Annotated in this window: 15 protein-coding genes; all 15 read right to left on the bottom strand. The window is 75.1% G+C overall.

Annotation, left to right across the window (positions count from 1 at the left end; all coding sequences use genetic code 11):
- Window positions 1-69 precede the first annotated feature (69 nt).
- On the bottom strand, window positions 70-468 hold the full coding sequence (locus tag VER05_RS13070; RefSeq protein ID WP_324845775.1) for a YccF domain-containing protein: 399 nt from the start codon (window positions 466-468) through the stop codon (window positions 70-72).
- Window positions 469-565: 97 nt separating this feature from the next.
- Window positions 566-1,642, bottom strand: a complete 1,077-nt coding sequence (locus VER05_RS13065; protein ID WP_324845774.1) for a biotin/lipoate A/B protein ligase family protein — start codon at window positions 1,640-1,642, stop codon at window positions 566-568.
- A 51-nt stretch (window positions 1,643-1,693) separates the two neighbouring features.
- Window positions 1,694-2,473, bottom strand: coding sequence for a 23S ribosomal RNA methyltransferase Erm (gene erm / locus VER05_RS13060; RefSeq protein WP_324845773.1), 780 nt, complete (start codon window positions 2,471-2,473; stop codon window positions 1,694-1,696).
- Between the two features lie 219 nt (window positions 2,474-2,692).
- A complete protein-coding gene (locus VER05_RS13055) occupies window positions 2,693-2,953 on the bottom strand; it encodes a type II toxin-antitoxin system RelE/ParE family toxin (protein WP_324845772.1) in 261 nt (86 codons plus the stop codon).
- A 4-nt stretch (window positions 2,954-2,957) separates the two neighbouring features.
- On the bottom strand, window positions 2,958-3,230 hold the full coding sequence (locus VER05_RS13050) for a type II toxin-antitoxin system Phd/YefM family antitoxin (protein WP_324845771.1): 273 nt from the start codon (window positions 3,228-3,230) through the stop codon (window positions 2,958-2,960).
- 124 nt (window positions 3,231-3,354) lie between these two features.
- Window positions 3,355-4,233 (bottom strand): NAD(P)-dependent oxidoreductase, encoded by an 879-nt coding sequence (locus VER05_RS13045; protein ID WP_324845770.1) that lies wholly within the window; start codon window positions 4,231-4,233, stop codon window positions 3,355-3,357.
- 49 nt (window positions 4,234-4,282) lie between these two features.
- Window positions 4,283-5,158: a sensor domain-containing protein gene (locus VER05_RS13040; protein WP_324845769.1), complete on the bottom strand. Its 876-nt coding sequence runs from the start codon at window positions 5,156-5,158 to the stop codon at window positions 4,283-4,285.
- A gap of 39 nt (window positions 5,159-5,197) precedes the next feature.
- Window positions 5,198-6,421 (bottom strand): glycerate kinase, encoded by a 1,224-nt coding sequence (locus VER05_RS13035; RefSeq protein WP_324845768.1) that lies wholly within the window; start codon window positions 6,419-6,421, stop codon window positions 5,198-5,200.
- A gap of 139 nt (window positions 6,422-6,560) precedes the next feature.
- Entirely contained in the window at window positions 6,561-8,216 is a 1,656-nt protein-coding gene (gene cimA, locus VER05_RS13030; protein WP_324845776.1) for a citramalate synthase, read from the bottom strand.
- 338 nt (window positions 8,217-8,554) lie between these two features.
- Window positions 8,555-9,664 (bottom strand): branched-chain amino acid aminotransferase, encoded by a 1,110-nt coding sequence (locus tag VER05_RS13025; protein ID WP_324845767.1) that lies wholly within the window; start codon window positions 9,662-9,664, stop codon window positions 8,555-8,557.
- A 101-nt stretch (window positions 9,665-9,765) separates the two neighbouring features.
- Entirely contained in the window at window positions 9,766-10,809 is a 1,044-nt protein-coding gene (locus tag VER05_RS13020; protein ID WP_324845766.1) for a 3-isopropylmalate dehydrogenase, read from the bottom strand.
- A 44-nt stretch (window positions 10,810-10,853) separates the two neighbouring features.
- The gene (locus VER05_RS13015; RefSeq protein WP_324845765.1) at window positions 10,854-11,411 is read right to left on the bottom strand and encodes an ASCH domain-containing protein; all 558 of its coding nucleotides are present in this window, start codon (window positions 11,409-11,411) and stop codon (window positions 10,854-10,856) included.
- A 103-nt stretch (window positions 11,412-11,514) separates the two neighbouring features.
- Window positions 11,515-12,543 carry a ketol-acid reductoisomerase gene (gene ilvC / locus VER05_RS13010; protein ID WP_324845764.1) on the bottom strand — a complete coding sequence of 343 codons (1,029 nt, stop codon included), beginning with the start codon at window positions 12,541-12,543 and terminating at the stop codon, window positions 11,515-11,517.
- Between the two features lie 42 nt (window positions 12,544-12,585).
- Window positions 12,586-13,110, bottom strand: a complete 525-nt coding sequence (gene ilvN, locus VER05_RS13005; protein WP_147796002.1) for an acetolactate synthase small subunit — start codon at window positions 13,108-13,110, stop codon at window positions 12,586-12,588.
- A 10-nt stretch (window positions 13,111-13,120) separates the two neighbouring features.
- The gene (locus VER05_RS13000) at window positions 13,121-15,004 is read right to left on the bottom strand and encodes an acetolactate synthase large subunit (RefSeq protein WP_324845763.1); all 1,884 of its coding nucleotides are present in this window, start codon (window positions 15,002-15,004) and stop codon (window positions 13,121-13,123) included.
- Between the last annotated feature and the right edge of the window lie 70 nt (window positions 15,005-15,074).

The following is a 15,074-nucleotide window of genomic DNA, read 5'->3' as shown; positions in this document are numbered from 1 at the left end:
GCGCTGGTCGCGGTGCTGCGGCACGCCGCGGGCTGACCGCGGACCCGGCGCCGGACGGGCCGCCCGGGCTCAGTGCCCGTACGCCGCCAGCGACCGGTCCGTCGGCACGATCTCCTTGCCGAGCGGCACGAGCGACACCGGGATCATCTTGAGGTTCGCGATCGCCAGCGGGATGCCCACGATCGTGATCGCCTGCGCGAACGCCGTGGTGACGTGCCCGAGCACGAGCCACCAGCCGGCGACGAGGATCCAGATGACGTTGCCGATCGTCGACATCGCGCCGGCGGTCGGCCGGTCCACGATCGTGCGGCCGAACGGCCACAGCGCGTACGACGCCATCCGGAACGACGCGACGCCGAACGGGATGGTCACGACCAGCACGCAGCAGATGATCCCGGCCAGCACGTAGCCGAGCGCGAGCCACAGCCCGCCGAACACGAGCCAGATGAGGTTGAGCAGGAGCTTCACGGCACCAGCCTGACGGACGCGCCCGCCCCGGCGCATCGGGGACCACCCCGACCCGACCCTGGTCCTGTCACGGCGGCGCCCGCCGGCCCCGGGCGGCTCACGGCACCCGCGCGGTCCACTCCGGGTTGCCGAACTTCTCCTCGACGAGCTGATGCGCCCGCTCCAGCTCCTCCGGCCGGAGGTCGCCGTCGACGGTCCGGTACCGGGACCGGAAGTGGGCGATGAACGCGTCGATGACCTGCTCCCGCGGCAGCCCCGTCTGGGACCGCACCGGGTCGACCCGCTTGTTCGCGCTGGTCGTGCCCTTGTCGGACAGCTTCTCCCGGCCGATCCGCAGCACCTCGAGCATCTTGTCCGCGTCGATGTCGTAGGCCATCGTCATGTGGTGCAGCACGGCGCCGCCGGCCAGGCGCTTCTGCGCGGAACCCGCGATCTTGCCCGCCGGGGACGCGATGTCGTTGAGGCCGGCGAACGTCGCGGTGACGCCCACGTCGGCGAGCGCGCCGATCACCCAGTCGTCGAGGAACCGGTACGACTGCTCGAACGACAGCCCGTCGACCAGCGAGGCGGGCACCACGAGCGAGAACGTGATGCAGTTGCCGGCCTCCATGAACATGGCGCCGCCGCCGGAGATCCGCCGGACCACCGTCACGTCGTGCTTCGCGACGCCCTCGGGGTCGACCTCGTTGCGCAGCGACTGGAACGAGCCGATGAACACGGCGCGCTCGTCCCACTCCCAGAACCGCAGCGTCGGGCCGCGCCGGCCGGCGGCGAGCTCCTCGGTCAGCACCTGGTCCAGCGCGCCGAGCACGGCGGGCGGCAGCGGTCCGGGGTGGATCAGCTCGAAGGTGTGGTCCTGCCAGGACGTCGCGTGGCCGAGCGCGCGGCGCACGGCGATCGCCACCGCCTCGGGCGTGAACCCGACCATCTGCACCGGGGCGTCGAACCGGCCGTCGGCCTCGGCGCGGCGCAGGCCGTCCTCGATCGCCGTCGTCAGGTCGGCGACCCGCGCGTCGGCGGGCCGGCCGCGCAGGGACTCGTCGATGACCGCGAGGGCGGCGTCGGGCTCGAGGAAGAAGTCGCCGCTGACGCTCACCTCGGTGAGCGTCCCGCCTGCCACCTCCACGTCCGCTGCCACGAGCTTGCCGCCGGGGACCTTGTACTCGCCACGCACGGTCCCGATCCTAGGCCCCTGACCGGCGTGGTCGCCGGGGAGCCGCGCCACCTACCGCCGACGCCGACCCGGAGCGGCGCACAGCGCCCGCCACAGCGCCGCCCACTGCTCCGGGCGCAGGTCCCGGGGCAGCGCGCGCGGCGGCACCGCGGCGTCCGCGAGCGCCCGCCGGGCCGTCGCCGCCGGGACCCGCGCGGCCCGCGCGAGCACGTGGTCCAGCCCGCGACCCGGCCCGGTGAACACCGCGCCGACGAGCCGCTGGTAGCCGTCGCGCTCCGCCGGGTCGACGAGCGGGCGCTCCCGGCGGGCCACCGTGAGCAGCCCGCCGTCGACGGACGGCCGCGGCCGGAACGCGCCCGCCGGCACCCGTCCGTGCAGCGCGACCTCGAACCACGGATCGGTCTGGGCGGTGAGCAGCGTCCGGCCGCCGACCCCCGCGCGCTTGCGGGCCACCTCCCACTGGGTGAGCAGTACCGCGTGCCGCCACCTGCCGTGGTGCAGCAGACGGCGCAGCAGCGGCGTGGTCAGGTGGAACGGGATGTTGCCGACCACGACCGGCCGGTCGAGCGGCACGCGCAGCGCGTCCGCGCACAGCACGGTGGCGCCGGGCGCGCGGGAGCGCAGCCGGTCGGCGCGGCGCGGGTCGACCTCGACCGCGAGCAGGTCGCGACCGAGGCCCGCGAGCGGCCGGGTCAGCGCGCCGTCGCCCGCGCCGATCTCGAGGACGGGCCCGTCGGTCGCGCCGACCAGGCGGACGACGGCGTCGACGGTCGGGCGGTGGTGCAGGAAGTTCTGGCCGAGCTCGTGCCGGCCGCCGTGGTGATCTCGCACGGGAGGTGCTCCAGTCGCAGGCAGGACGGAGCACCCGGAGGGGCGGAAGCGGGGTTCGGCCCGGCTCCGGGTGCTCGGGGCATCCGGAGGCGGCGGCCGGTCTGACGTCCGGCCGCGCTCAGGCGGGCCGGGGGCGTGCGACGGCCGCGGCGGCCGTGCTGATCAGCGTTCCCATGCGGGCGACGGTACGGCGCACCCGGCGGGCCGCGCACGGGGTTTTCAGCGGTAGACATCCGCACGCGGGCCCATCCGCAGCACGTGCACCGGCCGGTTCTCGTCGTCCACCCGGACGATCACGCGGAACCCGATGCCGACGTACCCGCTCCGCTCGCCCGCGAGCCGGCCCGTGAGCGGCTTGGTGGCGCGGTGCGGGTTCTCCGCCAGCCGCTCCCGGCAGAACCGCAGCACGGCGTCCGCGAGCTTCGGGGGGAGCCGGTCGATCGCGCGCACAGCCGGCGGCGCGAACCGCACCTCGTACACGGGCTCAGCGGCGCCGGGCCAGCCGCGCCTCGACCTCGTCGAGGCTCAGCGTGTCCCCCGCCTCGACCGCGGCGTCGGCCTCCGCCATCTCCGCGGCGTGGTCGCGGTCCGACAGCCAGGCGAGCGTCTCGAGCAGCGTGTCCAGGTCTTCCGCCGAGACGAGCACGCCCGCCGGCTTGCCGTGCCGCGTGATCGTCACGGGCTCGTGCGACGCCTGCACCTCGTCCAGGACGGCGGACAGGTTGGTCTTCACCTCGTTCAGGGGCAGCGTGCGCATGGCATCGACTCTAGTCGGAAGTATGACCATATCGGCAGCGGCGACGGCACCCATGGCGCGACCCTAGGACGCCCGGGCCTCACTCACCGCGGCCCGGCGCGCACCCCTGGGTGCCGCCCCAGGGTCAGTCCACCGTCGAGGTGTAGTACGTCGCCGCCATGTCCTCGTCGGTCCGGCCCTGCGCCGCCGCGCGGTCGAGGCGGGCCGAGAACGCCTCGGCGCCGTCCAGCCGGAGCCCGCGCTCCCGCGCGGCCGCGACGATCAGCCGCGCGTCCTTGCCCGAGGTGCCGACCGCGAACGCGGCCGGGCTCAGCCGGTCCTCGCGGACGAGGTCCGTCTTCACCCGGAGGAACGGGGTGTCCAGCGGGCCGCCGTCGAGCACCTCGAAGAACCGGTCCGGCTCGACGCCCAGCGCCTCGGCGAGCGCCAGCACCTCGCCCGCGGCGTTCGCGACCGTGATGACCCAGCTGTTCACGACCAGCTTGAGCCGGGTCGCCGACCCCGCGGCCGCGTCCTCGCCGGTCCACACCGTCCGCGCGCCCACGGCGTCGAGCACCGGCGCCACCACGTCCCGCGCCCCGGGCGGCCCGGCCGCGATCACCACCAGCTTCCCCGCCTCGGCCGGCTGCCGGGTCCCGGACACGGGCGCCTCGACGAACGTCACGCCCAGCTCGCCGGCCAGCGCCGCGAGCGCCGGGGTGTCGTCGACGCCGACCGTCGTGGACTGCAGCCAGACCGCGCCCGGGCGCAACCCGGGGCCGGCCTGGCGGATCACCTCGGCGACCGCGGCGCCGTCGTGCAGCATCGTCAGCACGACGTCCGCACCGTCGACCGCCTCGGCGGGCGTGGCCGCGACCGTGGCGCCGTCGGCGGCCAGCGGCTCGGCCTTCGCCGCGCTGCGGTTCCACGCCCGGACGGCGTGCCCCGCCCGCAGCAGGATGCGCGCCATCGCCGCGCCCATGATCCCGGTGCCCAGCACCGCCACCGTCCGTGCGTCGCTCATGGGCCCATCCTCGCCCCGGGCCGGGATGCCGGCCCACCCGGACCGGGACTCAGCCCAGGCCGGCCAGCGCGCGCTCGGCGCTGCTCCGCGCGACGGCCGCCATCGTGGCCGGGTCCGCCGGCTCGGCCGCCGGGTCCACGCCGGACGCGGTCGTGGTCACCAGGGCGTTGCCCGCCAGCGCGGTCACCTCGACCTCCGGGCTGGTCGCGCCCTCGGCGGTCAGCGTCAGCCGGCGCACGACGGTCGGGGCGTCGCCCCGGTCCGTCGTGGGCGGCTCCGCGGTCCACGAGCCGCCGTCGGCGCCCGGGTTGATCTGCTGGTAGGCGTCGCAGTCCTCCAGCGTCCCGACCAGGGCGTCGAACGCCTCCTGCGCCGCCGCCGCGTCGGCGAGCACCATGACGGACTGGATCACCGTCACGACGTCGTCGCTGGCGAACCGGCGGAGGAACATGTCGGGCTCGCGCTCGGTGGTGGTGACCGCGGGCGTGCAGGCGGACGGCTCGACCGCGGACCGCTCCGGCAGGCCCCACGCGGCCTCGTCGGCGTCCGCGAGCGACTGGCCCGCGGCCAGGGGCACGGCCTCGGCGAGCTCGGTGTCGGTGAGGAACAGCGTCGGGGCGGAGCCGGCGTCGAACGCGCCGGCGGCCGACGGGGCCGGGGAGGTGGCGGACGGCGAGGGCTCCGCCGTCGGGGTCGCCGCGGCCGACGCCGTCGCGGCCGGGTCCGGCTCGCGGGGCCCGGGCGCCGGGGCCCACGGGCGCCAGGCGAGCAGCACGCCCGCGGCGAGCGCGAGGACCAGGGTCAGCAGCCAGGGCCACGCCCGGTCCCGGCGGGGCGGGGCACCGCCGGTCGCGGGCTCGCGCGGTGCGGACCCGCCCGGTGCAGGCCCGTCGGCGGGGGCGGGCGGGCGCGCGGGCTCCGTCATCGGGTTCTCCCTCGGCCGGGGGCGCTGTCCCGCGCCACGCTATTGCGGGCCGCCGCCCGGCGCGAGGGGGCGACGCGCCGCGGCGACGAGGCGGGTGACCTGCGCGGCCGTCCCGGCGAGGTGCGCGGCGGTCGTCGCGGGGTCGAGCGCCTCCGCGAGCGGCAACGGCCGCGGGTGCACCGGGAGCACCGCGTCGAACGGGTTCGCCGGGTCGTCGGCGTCCACGTCCACCGCGCCCGCGAGCGCGACGACGACGGCACCCGCACCGCGCCCGAGCGCCGCCACGCCGGCCGGGGTCTTGCCGCGGGCCGTCTGCGCGTCGAGCCGCCCCTCCCCCGTCAGCACCAGGTCCGCACCGGCGACGGCCTCGGCCAGCCCGGCTGCGCGCGCGACGTGGGCGAACCCGGCCTCCCGGCGCGCGCCGAGGGCCAGCAGCGCGGCGCCGAGCCCGCCGGCCGCGCCCGCCCCGGGCAGTCCCGCGACCGCGCGCCCGTGCGCCGCCAGCGCCGAGCCCCACGCGGCGAGCCGGTCGTCGAGGTGCGCGACCTGCGCCGGGGTCGAGCCCTTCTGCGGCCCGAACACGTGCGCGGCGCCGGCGGGCCCGTGCAGCGGGCTGTCGACGTCGGTGAGCACGACCAGGTCGACCCGGCCCAGGTCCGGCAGCGCGTCGAGGGTGCCGAAGTCCCACAGCGGGTTGGTCCCGGGCGCCCCGAGCGGTGCCCCGGCGCGGTCCCGCGCCGCGCCGCCCAGCGCCAGCAGCAGGCCGAGCCCGCCGTCGGTGCAGGCCGAGCCGCCGAGCGCGACGACCACCCGGCGCGCCCCGCCGTCGACCGCGTGCCGGACGAGGAGCCCGAGTCCGGCGGAACCGGCGCGCGGGGGCAGGTCGGGACCGACCTCGACCTGCCCGAGCCCGACGCAGGAGGCGGCCTCGACGACGGCGGTCGGGCCGCGGCCGTCGTCCGCGCGCGCCCCCGCCGGCCCGGCACCGCCCGCCGCCCCGGCCTCGCCGCGCCCGTCCCCGTCCAGCACCGCGTACCCGGCGTCGAGCGGCCGCCCGACCGCGTCCACCACCCGCGCCACCACCCGGCGCCCGGGCCGCGCGGCGAGCAGCGCGTCGACCGTGCCCTCGCCGCCGTCCGCCACCGGCACGACCCGCACCGACCCGCCGGGGTCCGCGGCGCGCACGCCCGCGGCGACCGCCTCTCCGGCGTCGGCGCTGGAGAGGCACCCCTTGAACGCGTCCACCGCGACGACCACCCGCACGGACCCACTGTGCCCGCCACCCCCGCCGAGATGGCAACCCTCGGCTGTGCGCGGGCGCCCCCGCGCAGCCGAGAGTTGCCATCTCGACGAATCGTCGGGAGGCGGGGGCGGCGCGGCTCCGCGCGAGTGCGGACCCGGGTCAGCGCGGGGCGATGCCCCGGTTGCGCAGGCCCCAGATCGCCGAGTCCGTCAGCGCCTCCCAGGACGCCTCGATCAGGTTGGGCCCCACGCCCACGGTGCTCCACGCGGTCTGCCCGTCGGACGTCTCGATGAGCACCCGGGTCACCGCGTCGGTGCCGTGCATGGCGTCGAGGATGCGCACCTTGAAGTCGATCAGCTCGAACGCGGCCAGCTCCGGGTACACCCGCTGCAGCGCGAGCCGCAGCGCGTGGTCCAGGGCGTTGACCGGGCCGTTCCCCTCGCCGGTGGCGACGATGCGCTCCCCGCCGGCGTGCAGCTTGACCGTGGCCTCGGCGGTGGCGGGGGTGCCGCGGGAGCCCGCGCGCTCGATGATCGTCCGCCACGACTCGACCCGGAAGTACGCCGGCCGGGAGCCGTCGACCTCCTCGGCGAGCAGCAGCTCGAACGACGCGTCCGCGGCGTCGTAGGTGTAGCCCTGCGCCTCGGCGTCCTTGACCCGGTTGGTGACCCGGGTGAGCACCTCGTCCTGGCCGGCCAGGTCGAAGCCGAGCTCGCGCCCCTTGAGCTCGATGGACGCGCGGCCGGCCATCTCGGAGACCAGCATCCGCATGTCGTTGCCGACGGCCTGCGGGTCGATGTGCTGGTACAGGTCCGGGTCGACCCGGATCGCCGAGGCGTGCAGCCCCGCCTTGTGCGCGAACGCGCTCGCCCCGACGTAGGGCTGGCGCGCGAACGGCGCGATGTTGGTGATCTCGCTGATCTGGTGCGCGATCCGGGTCATCTCCGCGAGCCCGCCCGGGCGGTCCGCGGGCGGCACGAGCACGCTGCGGCCGGTCTTGAGCTCGAGGTTGGCGACGGTCGCGAGCAGGTCGGCGTTGCCGGTGCGCTCGCCGTAGCCGTTCACGGTGCCCTGCAGGTGCACGGCGCCCGCCTCCACCGCCGCGAGCGAGTTCGCGACCGCGCAGCCCGAGTCGTTGTGCGCGTGCACGCCGAGCCGGGTCAGGGCGTCCGCGGTGCCCAGCGCGGCCCGCAGGTCGCGGACCACCTCGGTCACCTGGAACGGCAGCATCCCGCCGTTGGTGTCGCACAGCACGACCGTCTCGGCGCCGGCCTCGACCGCCGCGAGCACGACGTCCCTCGCGTAGGCCGGGTCGAACCGGAAGCCGTCGAAGAAGTGCTCGGCGTCGACGACGACGCGGCGCCCCTCCTGCACGAGCAGCCGCACGGAGTCGGCGACCATCGCCAGGTTCTCGGGCCCGGTGGTGCGCAGCGCGCGCTCGACGTGCCGCGAGTCCGACTTGGCGACGAGCGTGACGACCGGCGCCTCGGAGTCGAGCAGGGCGCGCAGCTGCGGGTCGTCCCACGCGCGCACGCCCGGCTTGCGGGTGGCGCCGAACGCGGCGAGCACCGCGTGCCGGAGGTCGAGCTCCTTGGCGGCGCGCGCGAAGAACTCGGTGTCCTTCGGGATCGCGCCCGGCCAGCCGCCCTCGATGTAGCCCACGCCCAGGTCGTCGAGCAGCGGGGCGATCGCCAGCTTGTCGGCGACCGAGAGGTTCATGCCCTCCTGCTGGGCGCCGTCGCGCAGCGTCGTGTCGTAGACGTCGAACGCCGCGGGGCCGCCGGGGGCGGGGTGGGCCGCGCCGCCGCGGGGCAGCGTGGCGGGGGCGTCGGGGGCGGTGGGCTCGGTCACGGGGGGTGCTTCTCTCGGCGAGGGGACGAGGCGAGCTGCCGGGGTGCGCGCCGGGTCGGCGTGCGGGTCGAGCAACAAAAAGACCCCCCGGGTTCGGGAGGTCGGCGCGTCCGCGGGGGTGGGGCGGACGCGCTAGGCGATGACGATCGGGAGACCGGACATGGCCTCATGGTGGCACACGTCACGCCCGCCGTCAGCCCCGTCCAGCGTGCGGGACAGCGGCCGAGTTCGGCACTCCGCGCCCGAGTTCGGCACCTGGAGGTGCCGACCTGGGCGACGGAGTGCCGAACTCGGCGACCGGGTCAGACCAGGCGGTGCATCCAGCCGTGCGGGTCGGCGGCCCGGCCGTACTGGATGTCGGTGAGGCGCTGCCGGATGCTCTGCATCACCGGGCCGGCCTCGCCGTCGCCCACCGTCACGTCGAAGTCGCCGCCCGCGAGCCGGCCGATCGGGGTCACCACCGCGGCGGTGCCGCAGGCGAACACCTCGGCGACGCTGCCGTCGCGCAGGCCGTCGAGCAGCTCGGCCAGCGGGATGTCGCGCTCGGTGACCTCGCGGCCGTCCTCGGTGAGCAGCTGCAGGATCGACGACCGGGTGACGCCCTCGAGGATCGAGCCGGTCAGGCGCGGCGTGGACACCGAGCCGTCGGCGCCGACCACGAACACGTTCATGCCGCCGAGCTCCTCGAGCAGCGTGCCGGTGGCGGCGTCCAGGAAGCACACCTGCTCGCAGCCGCGGGCGTACGCCTCCTGCTGCGGGAGCAGGCTCGCGGCGTAGTTGCCGCCGCACTTGGCCGCACCGGTGCCGCCGGCCGCGGCGCGGGCGTAGTCCTCGGACACCCAGATCGACACCGGCTTCACGCCGCCCGCGAAGTACGAGCCGACCGGCGACGCGATGACGAGGTACTCGGCCTGCATCGACGGCCGCACACCGAGGAAGGCCTCGGAGGCGTACATGAACGGCCGCAGGTAGAGGCTGGTCTCCTCCCCCGACGGCACCCAGGCCTCGTCGGTCCGCACCAGGGCCGTCACCGACGCGAGGAAGTCCTCGGTGGACAGCTCGGGCAGCGCGAGCCGCCGGGCGGAGCGCTGCAGCCGCTCGGCGTTGGCCCGCGGGCGGAACGTCCACACGGAGCCGTCGGCGTGCCGGTACGCCTTGAGGCCCTCGAAGATCTCCTGGGCGTAGTGCAGCACCGCGGTCGCGGGGTCGAGCAGCAGCGGGCCGTACTTCTCGACCCGGCGGTCGTGCCAGCCCAGGCCCTGCGTCCAGGAGACGCGCGCCATGTGGTCGGTGAACACGGTGCCGAACTTCGGCGTGGCGAGCAGCGACTCCCGCTCGGCGTCGGGCGTCGGGGTGTCGGTGGGCCGGACCTCGAAGGTGGCGCCGAGGTCGGTCGTGTCGGAGATGCTCATTGTCTGCGGCCTTTCACCAGGAGTCTGATCTGACGGTACCTGGGCGACGGCCGGGGTGGGACGGGCGCGGGGCGCGGCGGTGCGCCCCGAGCGGGCGGCGACTAGCCGGCGATGCGCGCGGCGAGGTCCTTGCCCACCTCGGCCGTCGACCGTACTCGGTCCCCGCGCTCCGCCACGTCCGCCGCGACCGCGGCCTCGACGCGGGCCGCGGCCTCGCGCTCGCCCAGGTGCTCGAGCAGCAGCGCGACGGACAGCACCGTCGCGGTGGGGTCGGCCTTGCCCTGCCCGGCGATGTCCGGGGCGGAGCCGTGCACCGGCTCGAACATGCTCGGCGAGGTGCGGTCCGGGTTGATGTTGGCGGACGCGGCCAGGCCGATGCCGCCGACGATCGCGCCGGCGAGGTCGGTGAGGATGTCGCCGAACAGGTTGTCCGTGACGATGACGTCGAACCGCGCCGGGTCGGTGACCAGGAAGATCGTCGCCGCGTCCACGTGCAGGTAGTCGACCGTCACGTCGGGGAACTCGGCGTTCACGGCCTCGACGGTGCGCCGCCACAGGTGGCCGGCGTGCACGAGGACGTTGTGCTTGTGCACCAGCGTGAGCTTCTTGCGCGGGCGGGCCGCCGCGCGGGCGAACGCGTCGCGGACGACCCGGTCGACGCCGAACGCGGTGTTGACGCTGACCTCGTTGGCGATCTCGTGCGGGGTGCCCACCCGGATCGCGCCGCCGTTGCCCACGTACGGGCCCTCGGTGCCCTCGCGGACCACGACGAAGTCGACGTCGCCCGGGTTCGCGAGCGGCGAGGCCACGCCCGGGTACAGCTTGGACGGGCGCAGGTTCACGTAGTGGTCCAGCGCGAACCGCAGCTTGAGCAGCAGCCCGCGCTCCAGCACGCCGGACGGCACGCTCGGGTCGCCGATGGCGCCGAGCAGGATCGCGTCGTGCGAGCGGATCGCCTCGAGGTCCGCGTCGGTGAGCGTCTCGCCGGTCGCGTGCCAGCGGCGCGCGCCCAGGTCGAAGTCGGTCGTGGTGACCGTGCTGCCCGAGCCGGACAGGGCCGCCTCCAGGGCGAGGAGACCCTGCTCCACGACCTCGGTGCCGATGCCGTCACCCGCGACGACGGCCAGGTTGATGCGCTGCGCCATGCTTGCCACCCTAGTGAGTCGTCTTACGAATCGGGACGACCGTCTCAGGCCTCGGACGGCGTCGTGGGGGCGGCCCGGTCGCCGGGCCGCGGGTACAGCAGCTCGAACCGCTCGACCACGACCGGCGTGGCGTCCGTCAGCACCGCGCCCAGCGCCTCGAGCACCGGGCCCCAGGACCCCTCGCGCTCCGCCCGCCAGGACGCGAGCGTCCCGTCGCCCTCCGCCTCGGCCGCGGCGACCTCCCCGTCGACCTCGCCGAACGGGACCGTCTCGACCCGCGTGGTGCGGATGAGGGCGCCGGGCCGGCCCGCGCCGTCGGTGACGATCGCCAGGTCGCCCGTGACCGGCAGGGGCTCGTCGGCGTGCTCGAACTCGGCCAGGGCCGTCGACGTGGCGGTCTTGGTGCCGTCGAGCACGAGCGCGAGGGCCGCGTCGGCCAGGGCCGGGTCGTCCCCGAACGCCCAGGACGGCGGCACGAGCGACCCCGGCACGCCCGGGCCCAGCACCGAGGCGAACCGGACGACGCCGGCCCGGACCCGGGCGACCTCCCAGAACTCCAGGACCTCGTCGGCGTGCGTGCTGGCGGCGGCGTCGTCGGTCATGCCCTGATCCTCCCCCACATGCGCCGAGTGGAGTGCTCCACCCGGACACGCCGTGCGTGTCGGGCAGAGCACTCCACTCGGTTCCGGTCGAGCAGCCGGCGGGTCAGCGCGCGGCGGAGCCCTCGACGTAGTCCGTGTCGGACGGCTTCACCCAGGCGAACAGCTTGCGCAGCTCGCGGCCCACGGGCTCGATCGGGTGGTTCTGGCCCTTCTCGCGGAGCGCCGTGAACTCCGGCGCACCCGCGTCCTGGTCCGTGATGAACCGCTCGGCGAAGGCGCCGTTCTGGATGTCCGCGAGGACGGCCTTCATGTTCTCCTTCACCTCGGGGGTGATGACCCGCGGGCCGGAGACGTAGTCGCCGTACTCGGCCGTGTCGGAGACCGACCAGCGCTGCTTGGTGATGCCGCCCTCGAAGATGAGGTCGACGATCAGCTTCAGCTCGTGCAGCACCTCGAAGTACGCGACCTCGGGCTGGTAGCCGGCCTCGGTCAGGGTCTCGAACCCGTACTGGATCAGCTGGGACACGCCGCCGCAGAGGACGGCCTGCTCGCCGAACAGGTCGGTCTCGGTCTCCTCGGTGAACGTGGTCTTGATGCCGGCCGCGCGCAGGCCGCCGATGCCCTTGGCGTAGGACAGCGCGAGGTCCCAGGCGGAGCCCGACGCGTCCTGCTCGACGGCGACGATCACCGGCACGCCGCGGCCGTCGACGTACTCGCGGCGCACGAGGTGGCCCGGGCCCTTCGGGGCGACCATGACGATGTCGTGGCCGGCCTCGGGCTTGATGTAGCCGAACCGGATGTTGAAGCCGTGGCCGAACACCAGCGCGGCGCCCTCGGTCAGGTTCGGGGCGATCTCGTCGCGGTAGATGTGCCGCTGCACCTGGTCCGGCGCGAGGATGACGACGACGTCGGCGCCCTGCACGGCCTCGGCGACCGTCGCGACCTTGAGGCCCTCGTTCTCCGCCTTGGCGCGGGAGGCCGAGCCCTCGCGGAGGCCGACGGTCACGTCGACGCCCGAGTCGCGCAGGTTCAGCGCGTGCGCGTGCCCCTGGCTGCCGTAGCCGATGACGGCGACCTTCTTGCTCTGGATGATCGACAGGTCGGCGTCGTCGTCGTAGAACAGCTCAGCCACGATGGTTCTCCTTGTGTGTGCGGGGTCGTGCGGACGGACGGTTCAGGCGGACCGGCTGACGCGCTCGAGCGCGCGGTCCGTGATGGAGCGGGGGCCGCGGCCGATGGCCACGATGCCGGACTGGACGATCTCGCGGACGCCGAACGGCTCGAGCGCCGCGAGCAGCGCCGTGAGCTTGCCCGGGCTGCCGGTGGCCTCGATGGTCACGGTGTCCGGGACGACGTCGACGACGTGCGCCCGGAACAGCTCGACCACCTCGAGCACCTGGGTGCGGACCGGGCCCTCGGCGCGGACCTTCACCAGCAGCAGCTCGCGCTGCACGGAGGCGGCGTCCTCGAGCTCGACGATCTTGATCACGTTGATCAGCTTGTTCAGCTGCTTGGTGACCTGCTCCAGCGGCAGGGCGTCGACGTCGACCACGACGGTGATCCGGGAGATCTCGTCGTGCTCGGTCGGGCCCACCGCCAGGGAGTGGATGTTGAACGACCGGCGGGCGAACAGGCCCGCGACGCGGGTCAGCACGCCGGGCTTGTTCTCCACGAGGACGGAGAGGGTGTGACGGCTCATGATCTCTTCCTCAGTCCTCGCGGTCCCACGCCGGGGAGATGCCCCGGGCGTACTGGATGTCGTCGTTGCTCACGCCGGCGGCGACCATCGGCCACACCATCGAGTCGCGGGACACCGTGAAGTCCACGACCACGGGCTGGTCGTCGATCTCCATCGCCCGCTTGATGGTCGCGTCCACGTCGGCCGTGGTCTCGCAGCGCAGGCCGACCGCGCCGTAGGCGTCGGCGAGCTTCACGAAGTCGGGGACGTGGATCGTGCCGTGGCCGGTGTGCAGGTCGGTGTTCGAGTACCGGGACTCGTAGAACAGCGTCTGCCACTGCCGGACCATGCCGAGCGAGGAGTTGTTGATCACCGCGACCTTGATCGGGATCTCGTTGATCGTGCAGGTGGCGAGCTCCTGGTTGGTCATCTGGAAGCAGCCGTCGCCGTCGATCGCCCACACGGTCCGGTCGGGCTGGCCGACCTTCGCGCCCATCGCCGCGGGCACCGAGAAGCCCATGGTCCCGAGGCCGCCGGAGTTCAGCCAGGAGTTCGGCCGCTGGTACCTGATGAACTGCGCGGCCCACATCTGGTGCTGGCCGACGCCGGACACGAAGATCGACTCCGGGCCGGAGATCTCGCCGATCCGGGAGATCACGTGCTGCGGCGCCAGGTGCCCGTCGGTGGGCTCGTCGTAGCCGAGCGGGAACGTCTCGCGCCACGAGTCGATCTGCTGCCACCACGCCTCGAGGTCCGGCTTGCCGTGCTGCACCTGCTCGCGGGCGAGCTCGGGCAGCAGGTCCGCGATGACCTCGCGCAGGTCGCCGACGATCGGCACGTCCGCCGTGCGGTTCTTGCCGATCTCCGCCGGGTCGATGTCGGCGTGCACGATCGTCGCGTTCGGGGCGAACGACGACAGCTTGCCGGTGACCCGGTCGTCGAACCGCGCGCCGAGCGCCACGACCAGGTCGGCCTTCTGCAGCGCGGCGACCGCGGCCACCGTGCCGTGCATGCCGGGCATGCCCAGGTGCTGCGGGTGCGTGTCGGGCAGCGCGCCGCGGGCCATCAGCGTCGTGACCACGGCGGCGCCGGACTCGTCGACCAGGCGGCGCAGCTCGGCGGACGCGCCGGAGCGGATCACGCCGCCGCCGACCATCAGCACCGGGCGGCGGGCCGTGGCCAGCAGCCGGGCGGCCTCGCGGATCTGCTTGCCGTGCGGCTTGGTCACCGGGTGGTAGCCGGGCAGGTCCAGCTGCTGCGGCCAGGTGAACGTGGTGTCGGTCTGCATGGCCGACTTGGCGATGTCCACGAGCACCGGGCCCGGGCGGCCGGTCGACGCGATGTGGAACGCCTCCGCGATCGTCCGCGGGATGTCGTCCGGGTCGGTCACCAGGAAGTTGTGCTTGGTGATCGGCAGCGTGATGCCGACGATGTCGGCCTCCTGGAACGCGTCCGTGCCGATCAGCGAGGCGCCCACCTGGCCGGTGATCGCGACCAGCGGGATCGAGTCCATGTTGGCGTCGGCGATCGGGGTCACCAGGTTGGTCGCGCCCGGGCCGGAGGTCGCCATCGTGACGCCGACCTTGCCGGTGGCCTGCGCGTACCCGGTCGCCGCGTGGCCGCCGCCCTGCTCGTGCCGCACGAGGATGTGCCGGAGCCGGGTGGAGTCCATCAGCGGGTCGTAGGTCGGCAGGATCGCGCCGCCGGGGATGCCGAAGACGACCTCGGCGCCGGCCTCCTCGAGCGAGCGGACGATCGACTTGGCGCCGGTGACCTGCTCGGCGACGGCGGGTCGCGGGCGGGTGGCGGGAGCGGCGTCGCGGGCGACCGCGGGCTCCGCGAGCCGGGCGGGCTCGGGGGCGGCGGCGGGCGCGGCCGCCCTGCGGGGCGGTGCCGGGTGGGGGCCCTGGACCATCGGTGTCTCCTGCGTCTGTGCGGGTGGAGCGGGTGCTGCGGCGGCCGGGGCCGCGTGGGTGCCGCGCGAG

The sequence above is a fragment of the Cellulomonas sp. genome (genome assembly GCF_035634735.1).
Classification (GTDB): Bacteria; Actinomycetota; Actinomycetes; order Actinomycetales; family Cellulomonadaceae; genus Cellulomonas.
The sequence above is the reverse complement of the archived record's forward strand: the minus strand, read 5'-3'. Positions and strand labels throughout refer to the sequence as shown.